The 24,923-nt window shown below is 45.6% G+C and carries 23 protein-coding genes and 2 tRNA genes; 11 read left to right on the top strand and 14 right to left on the bottom strand.

The window, feature by feature from the left end; translation table 11 throughout:
- The first annotated feature begins 83 nt into the window (after nucleotides 1-83).
- Nucleotides 84-809, top strand: coding sequence for an NAD-dependent deacylase (locus H3S83_RS00110; RefSeq protein WP_198238578.1), 726 nt, complete (start codon nucleotides 84-86; stop codon nucleotides 807-809).
- Between the two features lie 312 nt (nucleotides 810-1,121).
- On the opposite strand, the gene arsC is transcribed toward H3S83_RS00110, so the two are convergent.
- Together arsC and H3S83_RS00120 are read right to left on the bottom strand one after the other, a co-directional pair.
- On the bottom strand, nucleotides 1,122-1,493 hold the full coding sequence (arsC, locus tag H3S83_RS00115) for an arsenate reductase (glutaredoxin) (RefSeq protein WP_198238579.1): 372 nt from the start codon (nucleotides 1,491-1,493) through the stop codon (nucleotides 1,122-1,124).
- 431 nt (nucleotides 1,494-1,924) lie between these two features.
- Nucleotides 1,925-2,010, bottom strand: a tRNA-Leu gene (locus H3S83_RS00120).
- Nucleotides 2,011-2,179: 169 nt separating this feature from the next.
- Here H3S83_RS00120 and H3S83_RS00125 point away from each other — a divergent pair.
- The 4 genes from H3S83_RS00125 to H3S83_RS00140 all read left to right on the top strand — a co-directional run bounded on the left by H3S83_RS00125 (nucleotide 2,180) and on the right by H3S83_RS00140 (nucleotide 4,759).
- Nucleotides 2,180-2,767 carry a YqaA family protein gene (locus H3S83_RS00125; RefSeq protein WP_198225683.1) on the top strand — a complete coding sequence of 196 codons (588 nt, stop codon included), beginning with the start codon at nucleotides 2,180-2,182 and terminating at the stop codon, nucleotides 2,765-2,767.
- 14 nt (nucleotides 2,768-2,781) lie between these two features.
- On the top strand, nucleotides 2,782-3,321 hold the full coding sequence (locus tag H3S83_RS00130) for a disulfide bond formation protein B (RefSeq protein ID WP_343211367.1): 540 nt from the start codon (nucleotides 2,782-2,784) through the stop codon (nucleotides 3,319-3,321).
- A complete protein-coding gene (gene gluQRS, locus H3S83_RS00135) occupies nucleotides 3,308-4,186 on the top strand; it encodes a tRNA glutamyl-Q(34) synthetase GluQRS (RefSeq protein ID WP_198239617.1) in 879 nt (292 codons plus the stop codon). Before H3S83_RS00130 ends, gluQRS begins: the two co-directional genes overlap by 14 nt.
- A gap of 81 nt (nucleotides 4,187-4,267) precedes the next feature.
- A complete protein-coding gene (locus H3S83_RS00140; protein ID WP_077972934.1) occupies nucleotides 4,268-4,759 on the top strand; it encodes a GNAT family N-acetyltransferase in 492 nt (163 codons plus the stop codon).
- 4 nt (nucleotides 4,760-4,763) lie between these two features.
- Here the strand turns inward: H3S83_RS00140 and H3S83_RS00145 are convergent, their stop codons facing one another.
- Nucleotides 4,764-5,468, bottom strand: coding sequence for a GH25 family lysozyme (locus tag H3S83_RS00145; protein WP_198225682.1), 705 nt, complete (start codon nucleotides 5,466-5,468; stop codon nucleotides 4,764-4,766).
- Between the two features lie 764 nt (nucleotides 5,469-6,232).
- Between H3S83_RS00145 and mbfA the strand changes: the two genes are divergently transcribed.
- Together mbfA and dut are read left to right on the top strand one after the other, a co-directional pair.
- The gene (gene mbfA / locus H3S83_RS00150; RefSeq protein ID WP_077972940.1) at nucleotides 6,233-7,219 is read left to right on the top strand and encodes an iron exporter MbfA; all 987 of its coding nucleotides are present in this window, start codon (nucleotides 6,233-6,235) and stop codon (nucleotides 7,217-7,219) included.
- A gap of 86 nt (nucleotides 7,220-7,305) precedes the next feature.
- Nucleotides 7,306-7,776, top strand: coding sequence for a dUTP diphosphatase (dut, locus tag H3S83_RS00155; RefSeq protein ID WP_198238580.1), 471 nt, complete (start codon nucleotides 7,306-7,308; stop codon nucleotides 7,774-7,776).
- Nucleotides 7,777-7,989: 213 nt separating this feature from the next.
- On the opposite strand, the gene H3S83_RS00160 is transcribed toward dut, so the two are convergent.
- The 3 genes from H3S83_RS00160 to fdnG are packed head-to-tail and all read right to left on the bottom strand — an operon-like array spanning nucleotide 7,990 to nucleotide 12,699.
- Complete coding sequence (locus H3S83_RS00160; protein ID WP_078040118.1) at nucleotides 7,990-8,670, bottom strand: formate dehydrogenase subunit gamma; 681 nt, start codon at nucleotides 8,668-8,670, stop codon at nucleotides 7,990-7,992.
- Complete coding sequence (gene fdxH, locus H3S83_RS00165) at nucleotides 8,660-9,604, bottom strand: formate dehydrogenase subunit beta (protein ID WP_198238581.1); 945 nt, start codon at nucleotides 9,602-9,604, stop codon at nucleotides 8,660-8,662. The genes H3S83_RS00160 and fdxH overlap by 11 nt, the downstream gene beginning before the upstream one ends.
- Entirely contained in the window at nucleotides 9,601-12,699 is a 3,099-nt protein-coding gene (gene fdnG, locus H3S83_RS00170; protein ID WP_198238582.1) for a formate dehydrogenase-N subunit alpha, read from the bottom strand. The genes fdxH and fdnG overlap by 4 nt, the downstream gene beginning before the upstream one ends.
- Before the next feature lie 347 nt (nucleotides 12,700-13,046).
- Between fdnG and selD the strand changes: the two genes are divergently transcribed.
- Both selD and H3S83_RS00180 read left to right on the top strand, forming a co-directional pair.
- Nucleotides 13,047-14,090 carry a selenide, water dikinase SelD gene (gene selD, locus H3S83_RS00175; RefSeq protein WP_198225677.1) on the top strand — a complete coding sequence of 348 codons (1,044 nt, stop codon included), beginning with the start codon at nucleotides 13,047-13,049 and terminating at the stop codon, nucleotides 14,088-14,090.
- Nucleotides 14,091-14,465: 375 nt separating this feature from the next.
- The gene (locus H3S83_RS00180) at nucleotides 14,466-15,134 is read left to right on the top strand and encodes a DUF4167 domain-containing protein (protein ID WP_198225676.1); all 669 of its coding nucleotides are present in this window, start codon (nucleotides 14,466-14,468) and stop codon (nucleotides 15,132-15,134) included.
- Nucleotides 15,135-15,515: 381 nt separating this feature from the next.
- Here the strand turns inward: H3S83_RS00180 and H3S83_RS00185 are convergent.
- The 7 genes from H3S83_RS00185 to H3S83_RS00215 form a co-directional block, all read right to left on the bottom strand.
- Nucleotides 15,516-15,611: transfer RNA gene (locus H3S83_RS00185), tRNA-Sec, on the bottom strand.
- Nucleotides 15,612-15,648: 37 nt separating this feature from the next.
- Complete coding sequence (gene selB, locus H3S83_RS00190; RefSeq protein WP_198238583.1) at nucleotides 15,649-17,577, bottom strand: selenocysteine-specific translation elongation factor; 1,929 nt, start codon at nucleotides 17,575-17,577, stop codon at nucleotides 15,649-15,651.
- A complete protein-coding gene (gene selA / locus H3S83_RS00195; RefSeq protein WP_198238584.1) occupies nucleotides 17,574-18,956 on the bottom strand; it encodes an L-seryl-tRNA(Sec) selenium transferase in 1,383 nt (460 codons plus the stop codon). The genes selB and selA overlap by 4 nt, the downstream gene beginning before the upstream one ends.
- Entirely contained in the window at nucleotides 18,956-19,870 is a 915-nt protein-coding gene (gene fdhE, locus H3S83_RS00200; protein ID WP_198238585.1) for a formate dehydrogenase accessory protein FdhE, read from the bottom strand. The genes selA and fdhE overlap by 1 nt, the downstream gene beginning before the upstream one ends.
- A gap of 265 nt (nucleotides 19,871-20,135) precedes the next feature.
- Complete coding sequence (exbD, locus tag H3S83_RS00205; protein ID WP_077972960.1) at nucleotides 20,136-20,567, bottom strand: TonB system transport protein ExbD; 432 nt, start codon at nucleotides 20,565-20,567, stop codon at nucleotides 20,136-20,138.
- Nucleotides 20,568-20,573: 6 nt separating this feature from the next.
- Complete coding sequence (exbB, locus tag H3S83_RS00210; protein ID WP_198238586.1) at nucleotides 20,574-21,608, bottom strand: tonB-system energizer ExbB; 1,035 nt, start codon at nucleotides 21,606-21,608, stop codon at nucleotides 20,574-20,576.
- A gap of 129 nt (nucleotides 21,609-21,737) precedes the next feature.
- Complete coding sequence (locus H3S83_RS00215) at nucleotides 21,738-23,033, bottom strand: glycerate kinase (RefSeq protein WP_198238587.1); 1,296 nt, start codon at nucleotides 23,031-23,033, stop codon at nucleotides 21,738-21,740.
- 179 nt (nucleotides 23,034-23,212) lie between these two features.
- On the opposite strand from H3S83_RS00215, the gene H3S83_RS00220 reads away from it, so the two are divergent.
- Entirely contained in the window at nucleotides 23,213-23,524 is a 312-nt protein-coding gene (locus H3S83_RS00220; protein ID WP_198225670.1) for a YqjD family protein, read from the top strand.
- Between the two features lie 3 nt (nucleotides 23,525-23,527).
- Nucleotides 23,528-23,965, top strand: a complete 438-nt coding sequence (locus H3S83_RS00225; RefSeq protein ID WP_198238588.1) for a phage holin family protein — start codon at nucleotides 23,528-23,530, stop codon at nucleotides 23,963-23,965.
- Nucleotides 23,966-24,043: 78 nt separating this feature from the next.
- Here the strand turns inward: H3S83_RS00225 and H3S83_RS00230 are convergent, their stop codons facing one another.
- Nucleotides 24,044-24,775, bottom strand: a complete 732-nt coding sequence (locus H3S83_RS00230; protein WP_198238589.1) for an outer membrane protein — start codon at nucleotides 24,773-24,775, stop codon at nucleotides 24,044-24,046.
- Between the last annotated feature and the right edge of the window lie 148 nt (nucleotides 24,776-24,923).

Here is a 24,923-nt window from a genome sequence, read left to right on the forward strand (position 1 = left end):
AACGATTCCTTTTATAAATTTAATCTTTGTAACATACGCGTTTCTGGTAAAAGAGAAATAACCTTGTCACGAGTGAGTAACAAATGAATATAACTCCAAATATTGTCATTTTAACAGGTGCAGGCATATCGGCTGAATCGGGGCTCGAAACCTTTCGTGGTAGCGATGGTACATGGAATAAATATAAAGTTGAAGACGTAGCAACACCCGAAGGTTTTGCACGCTCGCCGGATCTCGTCAATAATTTCTATAACAAGCGCCGTCATGATGCTGCAAATGCACGCCCCAACAAGGCTCACCTTGCTCTTGCAAAACTGGAAAAGAATTTTCAGCACTCTTTTCTCCTCGTGACACAGAATGTCGACGATTTGCATGAACGGGCGGGATCAAAAAATGTTCTTCATATGCATGGCACCCTCAACCATGTTCTATGTCTTACATGTCACAAAAGAGCCGAATGGAAAGGCGATGTAACGGCGGAAAGCATCTGTCCGCATTGTTATGCGAAAGCGAGTCTCAGACCCGATATCGTCTGGTTCGGTGAAATTCCTTTTTATATGGAAAAAATCGAAAAAGCATTGTCTCAAGCCGATATTTTTGCGGCTATCGGAACATCCGGCCTCGTCTATCCGGCAGCCGGTTTTGTTGGCCTTGCACGACAAGCCGGTGCAGAATGTTTCGAAATTAACCTTGCTACCAATCCGGCCACTTATGAATTATTCGACGACGTTATTTCCGGACCTGCAACAAAAACAGTTCCGGATTTTGTAGACAATCTCATCGCGAAATACAGTCAAGTGACAGATTGAAGAAAGCTGAATTAGCTGAAACCTGCCCGCCCTTCTCTGAGATCCGGATGTTTTGTTCAAAAGAAATGTCTTCAATTCGACAGTTTTCCAATCTGTCATCCTGTTTGCATGAAACACGCAAAACCTGTTTTTCAATCCAAGCCTACCCGATCGGTAAAGTCCAGAATTGAATAACTTTAACCTCATGGAAGGAAATTCATCACCCGGTTTCAATCCAATCCCGTTTGAAAAAACAATATTACATCACGAAAAACAAAAGCCTCCGCTCACGGCTTTCTTGTCCGCAACACAAAGATGGAAAGACCGAAAACTTCATTCTTCCGGTAAAATCAGCAGATTTGTCACTGTTTCGGCCGGCCTACAAAGTTGAACACCTTTCGGGCAAACAACAATCGGCCGATTGATGAGTTCCGGATGATCATGCATTTTTTTGGCGATGACATCGTCGGGCAATGATTCATCATCCAGGCCTGACTTTTTATAGGCCGGTTCTTTTGTCCGCAAAAAATCCCGTATGGAAACATTGGCACGGTTGGCTAGCCAAAGAAGCATTTCCGGTGTCGGTGGTGTTTTCAGATATTCGATAATATGGGGTTCATAACCCATAGCCCGCACAAGACCGACCACGCTTCGCGAAGTTGCACAACGCGGGTTATGATAAATAATAACATCGGTATTTTGCATGAATTGGCCCTTTATTGCCGTAATTGTCGGGAAAAACTTGGTTGGTACGAGAGGACGAGAGTGGTTAAGAATATTCTATCTGCCCTCTTTCCAATAAACTGTTTTGAATTCCCGTTTTGTTGTTTTTGACGTTCGCAATAAACTTTGTCGAACAGTTTTATAGTCCTTGTCAATAGAACGCGTGACTGATGATTTTCACACACTATCAAAATAAATTCGCCAAAAGCGCTCCACCATTGCCGCCAATTAAAAATGTTTCCGCAACATTCATGCACATTTTCCGTCCGGAGTTACTTTATGAAGGAAGGGGCAAACAAAATAATTTCGTTGTTGCAATGGGCTCACCGAATAAAAACAATTGACCGACACAAGCGACAGGAAACAAAAATACAAAGCTCGAAACAAAAATAGAAAGAAAGGTTGAGCTTGATTGGTGCGGGTGGTCGGAATCGAACCGACACTCCTTTTGGGAACCAGATTTTGAGTCTGGCGCGTCTACCAGTTCCACCACACCCGCATCGATGAAGTGAGGACACAAACCATGTGTCACGGATTTGTTGGTTATATTAAGAACCGAGGTCTCGTCAACTGCCTTACACACAATTATCTTAAAAAATTTTGTTCAAGCTACTGGATTAACGCTTTAACCATCTTTAGAGATAGCTTGATTGACGAGGAATAACAAAATGCTCAAAAAGCTCGGAGAGTGGACTTTATCTCTGGCAGGCCGCAGATCAGCCGAATACTGGCTGGCCTTTATCGCTTTTGTAGAGAGTTCTGTTTTCCTTATTCCGGCAGATGTCCTGTTCATCCCGATGTCACTTATCAATAAAGAAAAAACCTATCGCTATGCATTTATTGCATCACTTTTTTCTGTTCTCGGCGGAATATTAGGATGGCTTATCGGCCATTTTGCATATGAAGCGATAGCAAAACCGGTATTGGAATTTTACGGAAAATTCGAGACTTTCGAGGCGTTGCGCAGCAATACCAGTATGGAAATCATCCTGTTATTGCTGATCACATCAGGCATATCCCATCTTCCGCCCATCAAGGTTGTTACGATTCTTGCCGGTGTTGTCGGTATGAACATCTGGGTTTTCATAATTTCAGCAATCGTCGCACGCGGCGCACGATTCTATTTTCTGGCCTGGCTCATTAAAAAATATGGTGCAACCATGCTGGACTATATCCTGCCAAGATTAAAATGGATTATCGCCATTGCTTGCACCGTTCTGATAATTGGCTATATTTTATATAAAATACTGGTCTAAGGGGATTTGTTTTGATTGGTTTTGCTTCGCCCATTTATCTGTCCGGACGGCTTCAAACAATTCTTTCCTGTTTGATACTGGCCTTGATGGTGATTGCTATTGGAACCGCACTCGGTTTCGAACATATAGGCGGCTATATGCCTTGTAAACTTTGCCTTGAAGAACGTATTCCCTATTATACCGGTATACCTTTAATGATCATAACTTTGGCTTTGTCGCTCACAGGAAAACCGGGATTTCTTATCCGTTTGCTGTTTTTGATTACCTCTTTTCTTATGATTTATAATCTCGGTCTATCAATCTATCATGCCGGTGCGGAATATAAATTCTGGCCAGGTCCAACAGATTGTTCGGCGGCCGCTACAGCCATTACTTCCGATGCAAATGATCTACTGGCAAATCTGAACAAAAAACGACCACCTTCCTGTGATACTGCGGCCGGTTATTTTCTAGGGCTTTCATTTGCCGGTTGGAATGCTGTATCGAGCCTTTTTCTAGCCTTTCTTGCTCTTGTCGGCACTTTTTGTGCATACAAAAAAAATGGTGAACATTAAGCCCGTCCGGTTACGTTTCGCACCTAGCCCTAACGGCTATCTCCATCTCGGGCACGCCTATTCGGCGCTGGTCAACAAACATATCGCTCGAATATTAAAGGGCGAACTTGTTTTGCGCATGGAAAACATTGATACAACACGCTGCAAAACACACTATGAAAATGCGATTGTGGAAGACCTATCATGGCTAGGGGTCGATTTCCGAAAACCTTTCCGGCGACAATCGGAACATTTTTCAGACTATCAAAAAGCACTTGATGAACTTGAAAAACTCGGTCTTGTCTATCCCGCATTTTTGACCCGTGGAGACGTAAAAGAAATCATTGCCGAAGCCGAGCGAAAGGGCAAAAATTGGCCGCGTGACCCCGATGGCACACCGCTTTATCCGACGGATGAACGTTCGCTTTCAAAGTCAAAAGCACGCGAAATGATTGCCGAAGGTGTGCCTTATTCATGGCGGCTTAATATGGATCTTGCATTGCGGTTTTCAGGCAAAGATCTCTTCTGGCACGAATTTCATGGCAATGAAACAAAGAAAGTAATTGCTCATCCCGAACTTTGGGGCGATGTCATTATCGCACGTAAAGACATGCCGACAAGCTATCATCTATCGGTCGTTGTTGATGATGCTCTTCAGCACATCACCCATGTTGTCAGAGGCAATGATCTGTTCCAGGCCACTTCGGTTCACCGGCTCTTGCAGACGATTCTCGGTTATGAACCACCGCTTTATTACCACCATCCGCTCGTTCTCGGTCATGACGGACACAAATTGTCAAAATCCAACAAGGACACAAGTTTGCGGTCGCTCAGAGAGAAAGGATTGACGGCGAACGATATTTTTGCCCTTTTGCCGAAAATTTGACCATTGCTATCATGCGCCCTCTTTCCACGCTTTTAAAAAGCGACTAGGGTTTCCAATCATAATATTCGATGGGTTTTAAAAATGATTACCATTAGACCGGCTGAAGAACGTGATCTTAAAGCCATCACTGATATTTATAACGATGCGGTAGAGAATACGCTCGCTATCTGGAATGAAAAAACCGTCGATATTGATAATCGTCGGGAATGGTTGAAAACACGAAATGCTGCCGGATATCCGGTATTGGTTGCTGTGGATGATGGCAAAACAGTAGGCTATGCAAGCTACGGACCGTTCAGACCTTTCGAAGGCTACCGCTATTCGGCTGAAATATCCATTTATATTGAAAAGACCGAACGCGGAAAAGGAATTGGCAAAAAACTTCTGGCGGCTTTAATCACACATGCCGAACAAAACCATATCCATGTTCTTATTGCCGGTATTGAAGCGGGTAACAAAGCTTCTATCGCCATCCATAAGGCATTCGGCTTCACAATAACCGGACACATGCCGGAAGTTGGTACAAAAGCCGGACAGTGGCTCAACCTTGTATTGATGCAACGGATTCTTTGACACGTTACCAGCCGGTCGGGAACGTTTCAAACAAATCTCTTGTACCATTGAAGATATCAAGATCGATAAAAAATTCTTGGCCCCTATACCCTTGAAGACGACCCACGGGATTATATTGCCAGAAGGCCCATTGGTGTTTGTCCGGCAAATCCGGTCGGCTAAAAATCGAACGGTACCACAACAGATAACCGGAAAACCGGCCGGCGATATAATTTTTATAGTTTTCTTCATCTGTATAAATAATTGGCTTTGAACCATAATAGCTTTCGACATGTTGAAGAAGATTGCCAAGTCTCTCTAAAATGACTTGTCGGTCAGGGCTTTTCGTTTGATCGATTTCGACATCTATTGCCGGAGGTAACATGTTTTTATATTCGGGCACCGAACTGATAAAGTTTTCTGCCTGCAACACACCGTCTGTTTCAGGCCTGAAAAAATGATAAGCACCAACTCTCAAACCGGCCTCTAATGCATGGTCCCAATTTTTCTTGAATTGAGGATCCTTGAAATCACCACCTTCTGTCGCTTTGATATAGGCAAAACTGATATTCTGGCTTTTTATTTTATGCCAATCGATTTCGCCTTGATGATGCGATACATCAATCCCGCGAACCGGATAGTTATCAAGTGATAACCGCGCCAAGAAAAAGTAGAAAACCGCAATCAATGCAAAGACAAAAAGCAAAAAAACAAGAATGCGCTTGCCCATGTGATTTTTCCTGAAGAGCAAATATCCGACGCTGTCAAACACCAATTTTAATATGGTTAAATTATAGTTTTTATCTGCTTTTGACAAAAACGATTTTCATATAAATTTTATAGCTCTTTCGTGTCGTCTATCGATTGTGGCAATTGGTAAAACCGTTCGGGGTAATTTGTTTCCAGTGGTGAAAAATCACAAAAATAAGAAGCTGATAAATCAATATCACCATGTTCAATTCAATCTGTTCAATAAAGCCTGTTTTGTTCAGGCAAACATAAAAAACCGGTCGTCAATTTAAAAAACATATTTCAACATGATTGATTGGCAAATGCATTTTCCGGATGACCGTTCTTTCCAAAAAACACGGTGCGAACTTTCTGGTCACACCGGAAAAACAGAAATTTAATTTTTCTTTTTTCAAAAATCAAAGGATGACATTCATCGCTATTTTTGTAACAACCGAACGGGGGAAATTTTGGGTCGAAAAATCGGAAATCAATGAATGGAAACAGCGTTTAGCTTACTATGCCGGTGACACATAAAAAATACGGCATCCGCAATCAACGGGAGCTTATACATAGCCGGTTGTCGCGAATAACCGGTTTGTTCAGGCTTTACCTGATCTCATTGTCGTAAATTTTCGTTGCAACCGAGCTGAGAAGTCACATTTACGGAAATTAACCATTCACAATCGAGTGCATGCAATATTTTCCGGTTGAATTTCCGTCCAACTCAACTAATTTAGAATAATTCTAATTTATAGGTCTCCAATGTTTTCAAAACTCTTTGCATCATCCTATCGGAAACCGTTTTCTTCGCTTAGCGAAAAGGAAATTCTCGCTCTTGCCATTTCTTCGGAGGAAGATGACGAGCGCATTTATCTCAACTATGCTGATGGTTTACGTGACGAATTTCCGGCAACTGCCAAAATTTTTGAAAAAATGGCAGATGAGGAACATAGCCACCGCGACAGGCTGATAAAGATTTTTGAAAAACGCTTTGGCAAAATGATTCCGCTTATCCGGCGCGAACATGTGAGCGGCTTTTATGATCGGAAACCGGATTGGTTGGTCCGCCCGCTCGGCATTGATAAAGTGCGTGATTCGGTTGCACAAATGGAAGACCAATCGGCGCGCTTTTATGAACAAGCTGCCGACCATGCCAAGGATGCGGAAATCCGCAAACTCTTGGGCGATCTTGCTCTTGAAGAAAAACACCATGAAGATGTTGCTATCGAGCTTGAAAAAAAATACGCGCCGAAATCTGTTGCCGATGAAGAACGTGCAAAAGAACGCAAGCAAACGCTTCTCACATGGATCCAGCCGGGTCTTGCCGGTTTGATGGATGGTTCTGTTTCAACTTTGGCACCGATTTTTGCGGCTGCCTTTGCAACTGGTGACACAAGACAGACTTTTCTGGTCGGTTTATCGGCGTCACTCGGCGCCGGTATATCAATGGGCTTTACCGAAGCCGCCCATGATGACGGAAAGCTATCCGGCCGCGGCTCGCCAATCAAACGCGGCATTGCCAATGGTGTTATGACCTCTCTCGGCGGTCTCGGCCACGCGCTTCCGTTTCTCATACCCGATTTCCATATTGCGATTGCCATTGCATTTGCGGTTGTGTTCGTTGAATTATGGGCAATTGCATGGATTCAGAACAAATTTATGGAAACACCCTTCTGGCGTGCTGCTTTGCAGGTTGTTGTCGGCGGAGCGCTGGTTTTTGCAACCGGTATTCTTATCGGTAGCGCTTGAAAAAGACCGGCCCTAAGGTAACTTGTAACTTCTCGTCATCCCCTTTAAAAGGATTGGCAGTGATTATATCGTCCTGAAGGCTTTTCATGTCGCAAAGAGATGCTTCCGTTAAACTTGCTATCCGTCGTCTCCCTCATTCGGAAGGGCTGAAATTGCCTGCTTATGAAACTGCCGGATCAGCGGGAATGGACTTGAGAGCGGCATTGGAAGAGGGAAAAGAACTCATCCTTTCCCCCGGTGAACGTGTCCTTGTCCCTACCGGTTTGATATTCGAATTACCGGAAGGTTACGAAGCGCAAATTCGTCCGCGTTCCGGTCTGGCCTTCAAAAATGGCGTTACCTGTTTGAATACGCCCGGTACAATCGACAGCGATTATCGTGGGGAAATAAAAGTTTTACTCATCAATCTCGGTCAGGAACCATTTACAATTACCCGCGGCATGAGAATCGCGCAAACTGTCATTTCTCCGGCTCCCCAAATTGCCGTTGTGGAAACCACAACAACTTCGGATACAATTCGTGGCACCAAGGGGTTCGGTTCAACCGGACACAACTAGACAATCAACACCCAAAGAAATTTTTTAAGATAATAATTGTGAAGAAAGGTGCAATCGGCTGATTCGCTTTAGCTCATGAGCGGCCTCAAACGGCATTTTCGCCTCTGCCCGTATAGCCTTTGTCTTATCAACGGGAAACGACAGATAAAAATAAAACCGCAATGTTTTGGAAAAACATTGCGGTTAAATTGATTGAAACCTCAACCCCAAGACTTAGCGGTCTTTAATGCGGTTTGCGCGCAAAAGCGCGATATACCATTTGCGATGGTGAGCCCATGCAAAGCCGCCCGAAATTTTGCCCTTTATCATTGCACCGATTGAACCGGCAACCCAATAACCGGCATAGACGTGGAAAATCCATACCGCGATAATGCAGGCGGCAACCAGTGAATGGGTAAGCAGTGCATAACGCTGCCATTCGATAGGAACAAAAGGTGCGAAATAGGCTTGCCAAACCATAAAGCCGCTCACAATGAGGATAATGAGCCCTATAGACATCGACCAGAAAATACATTTTTGACCAAAATTATATTTTCCGATCATAGGCAGTCTTTCTTCATCGCCTTCCAGAACATCCTTGATATCGACAATCCATTTCAAATCCGAATTTTCCCAGATATTGAGGCGCCAGAAGCGGAAGAAAAGTCCGGCAAAACTGATAACCATGACAACACCGATATAGGGGTGAATGGTACGCACCACTTGCCCGCCTCCAATGAGATTTGATAGCGGGAAAAGTGGTGGCCAATACATCATCAGACCGGTCAATGCCAAAAGAATCATCGAAACAGCGCCAATCCAGTGATTGATGCGTGCGCCTTTTGTATAGCGGTCGACCATAACCGGATGACCTTCATGGACATAATCGTATTTTTCATAAAGCTTATGCGTCATGTTCGACATCCTTCAAGGTTTTCTCGGCACGTTCTTCGTCGTGCTTGGTTACTCTCGTACGCCCGATGAAGATACCATGTGCAGCCGCCCCAAGGATAGCTGCAGCAATAGCACCAAGTCCGAAATATTTGGAAATACCCTTCCACGTTTTCACAATCGGTGAAATATGCGGGTCTTCCGGCAGGTTTGCATAAATGCTTGGTTGATCGGCATGGTGAAGAACATACATGACGTGCGTTCCGCCAACGCCTTGTGGGTCATAGAGACCGGCGTTCTTGTAACCACGGGATTTAAGATCGGCAATGCGTTCCTTGGCGTGTTCTTTAAGCTCGGCTTTTGTCCCGAACATAATCGCTTCAGTCGGGCAGGTCTTCGCACAGGCAGGCTTTTGCCCGACGGCAACACGGTCGGAGCACAAAGTACATTTATAGGCTCTGTGGGTTACTTGCGAGACACGCGGAATATTGAACGGACAGCCTTTTATGCAATAACCGCAACCGATGCATTTATCGTGAATAAAATCCACAATACCGTTTGAATATTGCACAATAGCGCCCGGTGACGGACAAGCAGCAAGACATCCCGGTTCCGAACAATGCATACAACCATCCTTGCGGATGAGCCATTCCAGTGCATCGGTTTCCGGATTAACCCATTCTGTGAAACGCATAATTGTAAAAGCGTCCGGAGAAAGATCCCTCGGATTATCATAAACACCAACATTGTCACCAATTTCGGGATTTAACTCATTCCATTCAGAGCAGGCCGACTGGCACGCTTTGCAACCAATGCAGCGTGAAACATCAATCAGCTTGGCTATTTCTTCCAATTTTCGCTTTGGTTTCGGCGCTGGCGAAGCGGAAATCCGGATGTAGTCATCCGGACCGATCTGCGGTTCGATTTTATCCTGTGTTGGAGGATTAATATTAATCATTGTTCCGCCTTTCCATTCTCATCGACTGGCGCTTTCGATTTTTCCATATTCACCAGAAATGCCTTGAATTCAGGCGTCTGGGAATTGGCATCGCCAACAAATGGTGTGAGCGAATTTGGACCGAAGCCTTTCTTCGCCTCACCGATAAAGCCCCAATGCAGTGGAATGCCGATAACATGAACCGGCTTGCCGTCACAAATGATCGGACGGATACGTTTGGTAACCAGTGCTTTGGCAAAAACCTGCCCGCGTTTGTTCCAAACTCTTACCCAATCACCTTTCACAACACCTTTCTCTGCTGCCAGTTCTTCCGAAATTTCAACAAAGAATTGCGGCTGCAAAGCAGCGTTAATCCGGTTGTTTTTCGTCCAGTAGTGGAAGTGCTCGGTCAACCGATAAGAGGTTGCCGCATATGGGAATTCATCACTTGTTCCCAATTGTGCAAGATCTTCATCAAAGATACGAGCAGCCGGATTACCACGGACATTCGGAGCAATCGGGTTGACGATCGGCGATTCGAACGGTTCGTAGTGAACCGGGAACGGTCCATCACGAAGACCGGCAAGTGTAAAGAGCCGACCTGTGCCTTCCGCATTCATGATAAACGGACCGACAGCGTGCGGATCGGATGCAGGCGGAATATCCGGAACATCAAATCCCGTCCATTTCTCGCCATTCCATTCGATAACTTTACGCTCCGGATCCCAAGCCTTACCGTCAAAATCGGCAGATGCACGATTATAGAGAATACGACGGTTTGCAGGCCATGCGAATGTCCACTTCGGATAAAGTCCGGCACCATCATAGTCGGTGTTATCACGCCGTGCCATCATGTTTCCGTCTTCGGTAAAGCTACCTGAATAAATCCAGCAGCCCGAAGCGGTACTTCCATCGGCCTTCAACGAAGCAAAGCCTGGAACCTGTTTGCCTTTTTCAAGGATTTTCTTGGTCGGGTCTTTCGGATCATAAAGATCTTCAACAGCATAACCGTTCATTTCCTTGGCAAGTTCTGCCGGTTGAGGTTCGCTTGCGTCCTTATATGGCCAATGCAAATTGACGATAGGATCGGGGAACACGCCACCTTCTTTTTCATAAAGCTTCTTCAGCCTTAACCAAAGTTGCGCCATGATCCAAGTGTCGTGCTTTGCATCCCCCGGCGGGTTTTGCCCTGCCCAGTGCCACTGCAACCAGCGGCCGGAGTTCACAACAGCTCCCTCGTCTTCGGCAAAGCAACTTGTTGGCAACTGGAAAACTTCCGTTTTGATTTCGGATGTATTGACATCATTGAAATCGCCATGGTTTTCCCAGAAACGTGCAGTCTCTGTTTCCAACGGATCCATCACGACAAGGAATTTCAATTTGCTCAAGCCGCGCTCGACCTTTTTACGGTTCGGGAAAGCAAGAACAGGATTGAACCCTTGGCAGAAATAGCCGTTCATCTGGTTATGATCCATCATGTCGACAGCTTTAAGAATATCGTAATTGGCGATATCAAGCTTCGGCAGATAATCATAGGCGAAGTCGTTTTCTTTTGTTGCGGCTTTGCCCCACATTGCCTTCATGAACGAAATGAAGAACTTGTCATAATTCTGCCAGTAGCTGACCTGATTCGGCCGCGTAGGTGTGAACTTGCGTTTTCCGAGATAGGTCTTGAGATCTGTCTCGTTTTCCATCGGAATATTCATATAGCCCGGAATGAGGTTGGACATCAGTCCGACATCTGTAAGGCCTTGAATATTGGAGTGGCCACGAAGGGCATTCACACCGCCACCACGTACACCAATATCACCAAGAATAAGCTGCAACATACACATTGTGCGAATGTTCTGCGCACCCTTGGAGTGTTGCGTCCAACCGAGAGCATACATGGATGTCATCGCCTTTGTCGGGCTTGAACATTCTGCAATCATCTCGCAGATTTTAAGGAACTTATCCTTCGGTGTTCCGCAAATTCTTTCAACCATTTCAGGTGTGTAAACCGAAACATGTTTTTTAAGAAGCTGCCAGACCGAACGCGGATGCGTCAAAGTCTCGTCATTCTTGGCATAACCGTTCTCGTCCATTTCATAGGACCAGGTCGAGCGGTCATAATCACGTTTGGCTTCGTCATATCCGGTAAACAGACCATCTTTGAAACCGAAACCTTTATTGACGATCAAACCGGCATTGGTGAAATGTTTGACATATTCATACTGAACTTTGTCATGCGTTATGCAGTAGTTGATGACACCGGACAAAAAGGCAATATCGGTTCCCTGACGGATCGGTGCATAAAAATCGGCAACCGAAGCCGAACGGGTAAAGCGTGGATCAACAACGATCAGCTTTGCACCGCGATGCTCTTTTGCATAAGTAACCCACTTGAAGCCACAAGGATGTGCTTCGGCAGCATTACCACCCATAATGATGACGAGATCCGTCGACCGGATATCCGTCCATGGATTTGTCATCGCGCCACGACCAAATGTTGGGCCCAGACTGGACACCGTGGGGCCGTGTCAAACGCGTGCTTGGTTATCGAATGCCAGCATACCGCATGAACGTACGACCTTATAAGTCGCAAATGCGGTTTCGTTTGTGGCTGCAGAAGCAGCAAGAAATCCTGTTGTTAACCACCGATTGACTGTCTGGCCTTTTTCATTTTTCTGAACAAAATTGGCGTCGCGATCATCTTTCATGTAGCGGGCGATTTTATCAAGTGCCTCGTCCCATGTGATTTCTTCAAAATGATCGGAACCGGGGCGACGAACCTTCGGTTTTGTCAAACGGTTCTTTGAATGGATTGTATCAAGAAGGGCTGCACCTTTCGGGCACAGTGTACCATGATTGGTCGGATGATCGACATCCCCCTCGACGTGGACAACTTTCGCTGTGCCGTCTTTCATTGATCCTTTTGAATAAAGGATAATACCACAAGCAACCGAACAATAAGTACAGGTCTGTCGGGTCTGGGTTGTTGAAGCTAACCTGAAAGGTTTTATTGCTGAAACAACTGTTGCTTCAGCCTCGCTAAAACCAAGCGCACCCAATGCTGTTGCGCCGACACCCGCACCAGCACCCTTTAAAAAGGCGCGACGCGAAATCTCTATATTCATACGGGCATTCCTCTTGTATTTTTTGATCATCCCACAAGCTCACAATTGTAAATCAACAATTGTTTCAAAGCAACCAATCAAGCTTCAAACAAGTCTGCTTGATGCCCTGTTGTTACAAAAGCGGATTCTATTGATCGGGGAAGATCATTCGCAGTTTTTTCATATGGATCCTGAAAGACAATAATGCAATCGCTTTCCCGATGGCGTTGACGTTTTTGTGAACACAGGCGATTGATCGTGATGAAGATGAGCTACATTGCACGCATGTTTGACAAATGCTAATATTGTCAAACTGTCGGATATCTTTGATACCCACACAAAATTGAATATTTAAAAAGGAAACTTCGATGACACCCTTCCGTTTGACAAGTCTTGCTCACGGTGGGGGTTGCGGTTGTAAACTGGCACCCTCCGTTTTGCAGAAAATGCTGAAAAACCAGCCGGAATATGGACCATTTGAACATCTATTGGTGGGAACCGAAACAAGTGATGACGCTGCCATTTACGAACTTGACGATGGCACTTGTGTCATCGCTACGACAGACTTTTTCATGCCGATGGTGGATGACCCTGTCACATTTGGCCAAATTGCTGCGACAAATGCTATTTCCGACGTTTATGCTATGGGCGGAAAGCCGATTATGTCGCTGGCAATTCTCGGAATGCCGGTTGACAAAATTGATCCGGCAATTGTCGGAGAGATTTTAAAAGGTGGACGGCAAAAAGCCGCAGAAGCCGGCATTGCTGTCGCCGGTGGTCATTCGATCGACAATCCCGAACCGGTCTATGGTTTGGCCGTTATCGGCATTTGCAAAAAAGACGAGATCAAATTGAATGCCCGTGCCCATGTAGGCGACAAACTGGTACTCATGAAAGGTATCGGCGTTGGCGTTTATTCGCATGCATTCAAAACCGGAAAACTCTCCGATGAAGCCTATCAGGAAATGATAGCGTCAATGACGCTTCTCAATAAAATTGGCACCGAACTTGGAAGGAATCCCGATGTTCACGCCTTAACCGATGTGACCGGTTTTGGAATTTTGGGACACAGTCTCGAAATGGCACAAGGTTCCAATGTCGAGATTGCTATAAATTATTCGAAAATTCCATTTCTCAAGCAAGCGGAAGCACTTGCCAAAGATGGATGCTTTACCGGTGCTTCGCGCCGTAATTGGGACAGCTATGGCGAACATATTGTATTGCCGCAAAATTATCCCGATTATAAACGATTTCTACTGACCGATCCGCAAACATCCGGCGGATTGTTCGCTTCCGTCTCACCTGAAAAAGCCGACTCTGTCGTCGCTTACGCGAAAAGCCAGGGTTATCCGCTTTCGACTATTGTCGGTGAAGTACGTTCTGGTACTCCGAAAGTTATTATAGAAGAGTGATTCGAACAATTTCTAGTTGTTTCGGGTGGGCAAGAAATCAAATCTTACCTGCCCGAATAAACACGTACATAACCATATAGCCAATTTTTACGAGATATTATGGCTTTTCGTTCCAATAAGATGTCGAATTTTGAAAAAAGTGCTTGGCAATTGGGATGAACAACGCTAGTTTCCACTATATCAGATAAATCGTCATGGAACATAGCTGTTGGAGTCGTTTCCATAGGCTTTTTGAGATTTTCAAAAAATTGATTTGAGCTTGATGGCTTGTCAACAAGCATAATCAAAAACGGGTATTGGCGCTAAAGCCATTATATTCTTGTCTGAAAATCGACTGAATACAAATAGATAAAACATATTCTTAAAGAGATCATTATGAGGCCACAACAAAATAGGCGCATCCGTGGACGCAACAATAATAATAACAACAGACGCGGTCCAAATCCTCTTTCACGCAATTATGAAAGTAACGGTCCGGATGTAAAAATTCGTGGTAATGCACAACATATAGCAGATAAATACACAGCTTTGGCACGGGATGCCCAAGCTGCCGGTGACAGGGTGATGGCAGAAAATTACCTCCAACATGCCGAACACTATGTCCGCATCATTCTGGCAGCACAGGCACAAATGCCGCAACCGATCCAGCGTGAAGAACTGATTGATGACGATGAAGAGGATGAGAACACACCGGTCGTTTCTTTGGAATTGAATGAAGAGCATGAAGCGGCTGGAAGCGGCCCGCAACCGGAAATTCAAGGGGTACCGGCCGAAGTCGCTCTTGCCGAGGATACGGGCGAAGTCGGTAAAGTTGTTGAACTCAAGAAACCCCGTCGTGCACCACGCCGTCGGAACACTCCGGCAAGTCGTTCTGATGCCGGTGAAAACGAAGCTGAAGAACAACCCAAAAAGAAAGCAGAAGCTCCTGAAGAAGCAGTTGAGAAGGCAGAAAAGCCGGCTGAAACTGAAGAAGTGGTTGAAAAGAAACCGCGTCGTAGACGTACAACAAAACCGAAAGTGGTCAAGGCTGAAGAAGAAGCCTGATTTTCTGCTTGATAGTCATCAAAAAAGACGGGTTATGACCCGTCTTTTTTGTTTTCCCGCCTCTTTGTTTATTGCGTGCTTTTGTGGTTGTTATCTGTTTTTGTCCATCGATAGTGAAGCAATTTTCCTGGTTAAAACTTTCCAGAACTTTGCACACGTCCATCCTGCTGATTTCAAAAAACTGTCGTGATGAATTCTACCTTGAAGAAGACAAACTTGGCCGAACACGTTTCTGACGCTGGTAATATTGTTCCAACACTCACTAGTTTATGCCCTAGTTTATGCGTTTTCCGGCACGTGATGTATCATGGCAATAAAAAACAGTTCGGGAAAAGTGATAAGCAATGTGCTTCAACCGAACATAATTTAATTGAAAATAATTGGCGGAAGAGCATGGGAGTCGAACCCATAAAAGACCGTCTCACGGCCCCTTACGGCTTTGAAGGCCGCATCCATCACCGGATGAAAAGCCCTTCCGAATGTCTTATGCGGCTTTTAGGCAAAAACTGCAAGTCTAACTATCGGCAAACAGGTCAAGCCGATGCGGATTTAGTCTCCTGATATCGCCTTTTCTGATTGTCACGCCATGGCGGTCAAAAAATTCCAGCAGAAAAATTGAAACCTTGCGACCATTATTTAACCGGTCACGCAAATCAGCCGCGACAAATTCGTGCTTTTCTTTTTTTTCAGCAATGTCCCGCATAATCATAATAATTTCAGCCAGCACTTCACGCGGGAAAAAATAGTCTTGTGCCACTTCATAGACACGCCCCATCCGTGCACATGATTTGAGGATTTGCCGCATATGATTTTCGTCAATTCCAAGTTCTTGCGCAAAATCACGCGTGCGTGGGGGGCGGAAACGTTCTTCACCCTTCAAAACTTTATAGACACCTTGCCAGATCGCTTCATCTTCGGGCGATAATTTGGCTTCATGACCGGCAAGGCCAACCCAGGCGCCACGAATCTTCAACCGGCCTTTATCAATTTCGTTTTGTAACAGATCACGAAAATAAGGAGCGCGAATTTCGCGGGCAACGTCACGACGCAATTTTTCAAGACCAACGCCGAAAAGATCAGGCTCGTTTTTATGAAATTCGACAAGATAATCGACAATCGCCTTTTGCAGGCGTTGTTCCTGCTGTTGTTCCATAACAAACCGGTCTTGACCATGTTCGAGAACAACAAAATGACCGCTCGAAAGAAGTTTGCCCGCCTCGACTTCAGACAAGTTACGCGCACGACAAAAATAGAGCCAGTCAATGCCATAAGGTGGTAATGCCAGAATTGCCGACAAAGCCTGAAGGTTATCTTCTTTTTCCATTGCGGCAAGAAATTTGAACCGCTCCGGCGCGCGGCGGTGCCGCTCTGGTGCCAGCGGATCAAGAATAATGCCGCCACCAATTGTACGGCTTGCCGATGTATCACGAATGACAAAGCGGTCGCCGCTTGCAGCAATCACAGCTTTATCGGAAATAATCTGAACATAAGCGGTTTCACCGGCTTTCATGGTGTCTTGCGACAAAAATACAAGACGGGCATTGGTTTCCAAAGAGCCATGGTGCAAGTGAACAGGAAACCATTGTTTCAAAGGCTTTGGTTCGGAGGTGAGAATTGTGAGACGGACATCGAACCTTTGACTTGGCTTATCAAGAAACGGGTCAATGACCATCATACCCCGTTTGACTGTATCCTTGTTGATTGCTTCACCCACAATATTGAGTGCCGCCCTGTCGCCCGTTCTTGCTTTATTCGAAACCTCATCCTGCACATGGATAGACCGTAATCGCGCTTGCAGATGATTGGGCGCAATCACCATAAGATCATTGGCCGATGCTTCACCGGAAAGCACGGTTCCGGTCACCACTGTGCCGGCTCCGGAAAGCACAAAACAGCGGTCGATGGCATGGCGGAAACGCCCATGGGAAACACGTTTTTTCAAATGCAGGGCAGCGTTTTCTATTTCTTTTCTAAGAGCAGGAATCCCCTCGCCGGTTAATGACGACACAGGAAAAATCGGCGCATTTTCCAGAAACGAACCTTTCAGAAATTGGTGTAATTCCGCTTGCAATGCATTAACACGCTCTTTATCGACTAGGTCGATGCGGGTAATGACAACAACCCCTTGCTTTAACCCCATAAGCTTCAATATTTCGAAATGTTCGCGCGTTTGCGGCATAATGCCGTCATCGGCTGCCACGACCAGCATGACATAGTCAATGCTACTGGCACCTGTCAGCATGGTATGAATGAGTTTTTCGTGTCCCGGAACATCCACAAAACCGATACGCTCGCCATTTTTCAAAGTCTTATAGGCAAAACCCAGCTCAATCGTGATACCACGTTGTTTTTCCTGTGGCAGACGATCTGTATCAATGCCTGTCAGTGCTCTGACGAGAGCCGTTTTTCCATGGTCAATATGACCGGCAGTACCAATAATCATGATAGTTTTTCGAGATTGTTAACAAAACCGTTTGTATCATCCAGACAACGCAAATCAAAAACCAGCCGGTTGGCATGCATGCGTCCGATAACGGGCTTTGGCAATTGGCGCAAACGATAAGCCAATTCTGTCAATGAAACGGCCGGATCAACAGGGCTTATCGATACGCCATAGCTTGGCAAAGTTTCCATCGGCATTGCGCCCGAGCCGACCTGACTATTACAGGCACAAATTTCAACATGAAAAGCCGGTTGAAAAAATTCGCTTATTTTTGCGCATAAATCGGCGGCCTGATGGGCAATATCACTTTGGCTGCGCGAAAGATAACGCAAGGTCGGAATTGTTGAGTTCCTCTTTTCTTCATTCCGATAGGCGCGCAAAACCGCTTCCAGAGCGGCAAGGCGTACCTTGTCGACACGAAGCGAACGTTTCATGGGGTTTTTATTGACCCGCGCAATCAATTCCTGCTTGCCGATAATAAAACCGGCTTGGACACCGCCCAATAATTTATCGCCGGAAAAAGTGACAATATCCGCTCCCGCTTTGATGACATCCTGAACAGTCGGCTCATAAGGAAGCCCGAAACTAACGAGATTGACGAGCGTTCCCGAACCAAGATCTTCCATAAAAGGTACTCTTTTCGTTGCAGCCAATGCCGCGAGTTCTTTTGTGGTGACTGACGAAGAAAATCCTTCAATACGATAGTTCGATGTGTGCACTTTCAATAAAAGCGCGGTCTCTTCATTGATTGCTTTTTCATAATCGGCAAGGTGGGTGCGATTGGTTGTTCCGACTTCCACCAGTTTGCAACCGGCACTTTCCATAATATCGGGCATACGGAAAGCACCGCCGATTTCGATAAGTTCGCCACGCGAAATAATGCTTTCACCCTGTTTTCCCGCAAGCGTATTCAACACCAGAAGAACGGCTGCCGCATTATTATTGACAAGGGTTGCATCTTCCGCACCGGTAAGCTCGCAAATCAATTCGCGCAAATGGTCGTCGCGCTCTCCTCGCTCGCCACTTTCAAGATCATATTCCAGCGAAACCGCGTTGCGCATAGCATTAACGGCATTCTCAATTGCAACTTCCGGCAGTTGTGCACGTCCGAAATTGGTGTGCAAAATTGTACCGGTCAGGTTGAACACGGCACGCATGGTCGATTGGGCATCCACCTCCAGCCGTTCAAGCGCCATCATTGCCAGCACATCGCTCGTTCGCGGTGTGCGTCCTGCTTTGATGAGAATGCGCTCGTCAGCAAGGGCTGCCCTGATAGCATCAACCGTTGCACTATGCCCGAATTTGGCCGCCGCTTCTTTTGCCGCTTGTTCGGCAAGAATTGCGTTGACCGGAGGTAGGAGAGAAAAATCTGCGACCATCAATAACCCGCCAGAAATGGATTGAATGCACCTCTTTTAAATGTACCATCCTCTTTCATCAAAAGATCAAGTGCCAGCGAGCCTATATCATCGGCAAACACATCAAAATGGCTATCTTTTTGATGATTCATCTGTTTGCAATAGCGTTTGCAGGTATCACATGTCTCGGCAAGGATGGTACCCGGCCCGCCATCGATCTCGCGGAAACTGATTCCCTTGGTCTCTTCGCAAAATGTACATTTGATGCGGACATAACGCCACATGGAACCACAATAAAGGCATGAACAGAACCGGATACCTTCCGAAGATGGCCAACCGACAATCATCGAAGCCGAATGGGTACCACCGCAACAGGGGCAAAGATTGCCTTCGATAGGCTGCAATTTTTTGGGGTCAAGTTTTGCAGCAGCCAATGTCAACACAATTTGCAAGGCGCCTGTTACATAAATATGCTGAGCCAGATTTTCCTGCGGCAATTTATGCGCAATAATATCGGAAGCCCAGTTTTGCCATTTTGCCTTGTTGGCTCTTGTATCCTCCAGAGCAACAAGACTTGAACTCTTCAGCTTTCTGTTGCCGAGAACCTTGAAAAAACTATTGGCAATTTCTTCAAAAACAGGGGCGGATATAATAGCCTGCCGGTCGATCGGCGGCATAATGAATTTTTGCGCCTGATCCTGATCGGCTGTCGGAATATCGCTTGCCGCAAATTCGTTACAGACGAATTGCTGGGCTCCGGTAAATTCCACCAAAAAATCTATATAGTCTTTAACCGGACTTGTGGGAGCAAGTTCTTCAAAACGTTTGCTCCGTTCCTCGAATAACGTATTGATATCGGGAAGCCGGACGAAAGGAGGCGTGCGCATATGACCAACTTCGGTCATATCTCCTTCGAATTTTTTATTACGCGGCATATTTGATTGAACTCCATTTTAAACTCGGTCAATTTTATAACCGGAAAAGGGAACTTGTCCAACCAACTCTGCTTAAAAGTCGCTCCACGTATTTAAAAAATCTTTCTATTGGGCGTTTTATTTCTCTGTAGTTTTTCTTCTATTTCGATGGATGCTATTTTATGGAGACGCACTTGTCGAATGAGCCCAAGCTTTTTGACTGCTTAAACAACCAAATCATTTTTTAATTACGTCAAGCAGTCACACTATCTGGCCAGCAATGACACTATTTGGCAGCCGGAGCTTTTTCCAAACCGACAAGGCCTATTTTTGTGTAGCCTGCCGCGCGCAATTCATTAAGTAGCGCAATAATTCCGCTATATTCCACGCCTGCATCACCACGAATAAAGATTTTTTCTTCATGATTGTTTGACGTGAGCCGATCAAGAGTTGTCTTGAGATCTTCCAGTGACGCTTTCTCTTCTCCCACATAAAGTGATTTATCCTGCTGTAATGTTACATAGACAGGTTTATCGGGCTTTGGTTGCGCGGGTGTCGAAGATGTCGGCAGTTGCACCGGAATATCGCTTGTTGCCAAAGGTGCGGCAACCATAAAAATGATGAGCAAAACCAGAATAACATCAATGAACGGTGTTACATTGATTTCATGGCTGACATCAAGTTCTTCATTGTCAAGATCTGCAAGCTTGGTAGCCATTCTGTCCTACTCCGCTGCGATCGACAAATTAGGCCGCTTTGCTGCTTCGACCTTGACTTTACGAAAATCGAGATCACGACTGACAAGACGTTCAATTCCGGCAGAGACATCGATGAGTTGTTGACGATAGCCGGTAATCAAACGGGCAAAGACATTGTAGATGATGACGGCCGGTACGGCTGCAACAAGTCCGATAGCTGTTGCAAGAAGTGCTTCGGCAATACCAGGAGCAACAACGGCAAGATTGGTTGTTTGCGCTTGAGAAATGCCGATGAACGAGTTCATAATGCCCCATACAGTTCCAAAAAGCCCGACAAACGGACCAATGGCACCAATTGTTGCCAGAATACCTGTTCCGAAGGCTACATGGCGACCGGAAGCAGAAATAAGGCGTGAAAGGACAGAGCTCAATCTTTCTTTCAAGCCTTCTGTACCGACACTATCGACCGCTGCAATGGAAGCTTGCACTTCATCTTGTGCTGCCTGAACCAGAACAGGACAAACACCCTTTTGTTTTTTAACAGTCAAAGCGAGTTCGGAAAGATTCTGGGCACGGTAAACTTCGAGCAGCGTTGCTTTCGCACGACGTTTTACAATAGAAACTTCCGTGAGCTTCACAATAAAGATAACCCATGTCAAAACCGATGCAAGCGCAAGGCCGACCATAACAACTTTGACCACCCAGTCCGCGTTCAGGAACATTCCTACCGGCGATAAATCATGCGGGATAGAGGCCATAAAATGGTCAGCAGCCTGATTAGCCGTGTCGGCAGCAGCTTTGGCTGTGTTTGCAGTCTCCGAGGCGGCCGATTCCAAAGCCTGTTTGCCTGCTTTCAAAGTATTTTCACCAGCCTGAACAGCGTTTTCACCGGCCTGAACAGCATTTTCGCCGGTTTGTAAGGCTTTCTCGCCAGCTTGTTCGCCAGCTTGCAACACCTCATTCCCGATCGGTTGCGGTGTCTCGGTCTGTGCCGATGCATAGCCACCAGCCAAGCATAGAAATGCTGTAGCAGCTACAAGCCTTGTAAAATATCTCGTCATCGCTCTCGTTCCTGAACTTCAATTCGATGGCGATTAATTAACAAAATTTAATATGATAAATCAAGTCATGTTTAAACAAATATCGAACTTATTTTCCGGGAGTAAAGAAATTCTACCGCCAACGCTGTTTTAACGGATAAGGATAGCGCGGAAATCATTGACATTGGTTCCCGTCGGGCCGGTTACAAGCAGGTCATCAAGTATATCGAATGCAGTCCATGCATCGTGGCGGACAAGAAAAGTTGCGGGGTCGAGGCCCTGCTGTTTGAGATGCGAACAACTATTTCCGTCACAAAATGCACCGGCATTATCTTCGCTACCGTCGCGACCATCCGTATCCGCTGCAAGTGCAATGATAGAACTTTCCCCCTCGATGGCTATTGAAAATGACAGCAAAAATTCGCTGTTTCTTCCGCCTTTTCCAATCTCACCCTTGCTGTAATCGCCTTTTATTGTCACACTTGTTTCGCCGCCCGAAAGCAGGACGACAGGCTTTCCAAAGGGGCGGTTTTTCAAGGCAACTTCACGAGCAATGGCGGCATGCATCAAGGCGATATCTCTGGCTTCACCCTCAATTGAATCCGAAAGGATAACAGCGTTCCATCCTCGTTTCCGTGCATGAGCGGCGGCGGCTTCCAATGATGTTGCCGCCGATGCAACAATATAGGCAGCGTTTTTGTCAAAAGCGGGATTATCAGGAGTCGGAGCCTTGGCAAGCTCGCTATTTAAAACTTCAACGGCTTTTTGAGGTAAAGCAATATGGTATTGGCTTACAAATTTTAACGCATCCTCTCGTGTTGACCAATCCGCAATTGTAGGGCCCGACGCAACTTGCGAGGCAATGTCTCCTGGAATATCCGACACAATAAAACTGACGACGCGGGCGGGCGCTGCATAATAGGCAAGCCGCCCCCCTTTGATTTGTGACAAATGCTTTCTGATCGTATTCATCGCACCGATGGGTGCACCGCTTTTTAACAATGCTTCATTGATCGCGATTTCGTCTTCAAGTGACAAAGGCTCAAGCGGCAATGGCAACAAGGCCGAGCCGCCACCACAAATAAGAGCAATGACAAGATCGTCGGGCGATAATCCTTGAACAAGTTTGACAAGCTTTTTTGCAGCCCTCAGCCCGTTTTCGTCCGGCAAAGGGTGGGAAGCTTCCATAACTTCAATTGAATGAAGCTCCACGCCACAACCGTAGCAAGTGACGACAGCACCTTCGAGCTTGCCATAACCGGCCTTGGCCCAAAGTTTTTCAAGTGCCAAAGCCATGTGGGCAGAGCCTTTTCCGGCTCCCACAACAATTGTCCTGCCCTTCGGCTTTTTCGGTAAAAACTGTTCCATCAAATGTTCCGGATTGGCAGCCATAACCGCACAATCAAAGAGTTCTTTTAGAAAACTGCGATCTGTGGAATTTATCAATTGTTCTCCTCCCGAAAAACTATCGTTCGTTTTGTTGCTTCGGATTTTCGATTATAGTTTATTACTGACAGAGTTTTTAGAAAAAAGTGGAAAAACTGAATGCGATAACTATGTAATTAAAGTACATCGACGAAAATTATTCGTACGATCATTCATTCGCAAAAGCAGGAGAAACCGTTATGCCAAAAGAAAATGCAACGCCAACCGAAAAAAATCTTCAAGAACAATTCGAACAGTTGAAGAAAGAAGTGTCCAATATCCATTCGACGCTCAATGATCTTGGCTCCGAAAAACTGACGGCCGCCAAAGGCAAAGCCGAAAAACTTTATGCTTCTGCCAAAGAAAATGGTGAAGAGGCCATTTCCCAGGCAAAAGAAAAAATTGATGATGTGCAGAGCCAGTTATGCAATTGCATCCGCGAAAAGCCGGTTGCAAGCCTTGTTGCGGCAGCAGGTGTCGGCTTTGTTCTTGCTCTGTTGATGCGGCGTTAAGATATGTGGCGGCTTATCGCGCCGCTCATGAGCGGTTTGGCAAATGGCAGCGTAAAGACGGCAGTCAAATCAACGCGCAATCAGGCAATTTGTTATTTTCTGATTGGATTATCGCTGTTTTTCGCGATGATATTCTTATGCGTTATTGCATTTATTGCGTTGAGCTGGATTGTCTCGCCCATCTTATCGGCAACAATTATTTTTGCCTTTTGGCTTATCGTCGCGCTCGTGGTGTTTTTTATCGGCCGCATCATTTCGGCAAAGAGACGTAAAATCTATCAGCAACAGATGGACGATGAACGTTTCAATCTGGTCGCTGCTTCTCTTGTTGCCGCTGTTCCGGCCATTTTGAAAAATAAAAAAACGCTTGTGCTTGCTGTTCCTCTCATCGGACTTGCGGCTTTGATGTTCTGGAACAAAGACAAGAACTCCAAGTCCTGAGGGGCATGAAGGAATGATCTCATTAAAAAACCGGTTGTAAAACAGCCGGTTTTTTTATGGCGCTATTTTTGGCAAATTCTATTTGAACGCGTATCTTATTCCGACTTTGACATCGTGCGATGTCAAATGATCAAGCTTGAGCGTAGCTTCTTTTGAAAAATCGCCGGTGTTTGCATCTCCGAGGTCGCTGTAGCTATATCCGATATCAAGAATAACATTTCGCGATAGTTTAACACCAACGCCCGCATGAATGGCCCAAGCGATATCCCAATTCGTTTTTGATGAGGCCTCATAGTGATCACTGCCAGCATCAACTTCAAAATCGTCAATGCGATTGGCACTCGCGCCAATTCCTGCCCCGATATAGGGCGTGACATTGTGATAGGTTACAAGGTCCGCATAAGCATTGGCCATCAGTACAATTGACGAGGCATTGCCTTCATATTTTCGTATGTTTGAAAAATTTTGATCACGTGCGCTCATTTTATTTTTTGCACGATATTCGACTGTTCCATCAAGACGGACAATATCATTCATACGATAGCCCAAACCCACTCCGCCAAGGAATGCGTCGTCCATGTCACTTTTATTTTTCCAGTGATAATCGCTATCCACACCAAAAGTCGGAAATTTATCGAGGTGATCAGCATCTGCCATACTGACCCCGACATAGCCTTTCAGATAAAAAGGAACTGTTTCGGACGCAATAGCAACTTCCGGCACCTTGTCCAGATCAATATTCCCGGCGAGTGCAGGCATTGAACCAAGAACCGATATCGCCCCGCCAACAAGTGCAACGCAAAATTTCATGTAAAGCCTCTAAACAAGGCATTGAAGCCTCTCTCATTTCAAGAAGCTTTTTAAACATGATTGGTTAAGACGTTCTTAACCATAATTCTTAACCTCCTATTTTCTATAATTTGAAACGTCATCACGTCATAAATAAAAAAGCAGCCCG

The organism is Bartonella sp. W8122, from assembly GCF_016102485.1.
In the GTDB taxonomy this organism is placed as follows: Bacteria; Pseudomonadota; Alphaproteobacteria; order Rhizobiales; family Rhizobiaceae; genus Bartonella; species Bartonella apihabitans.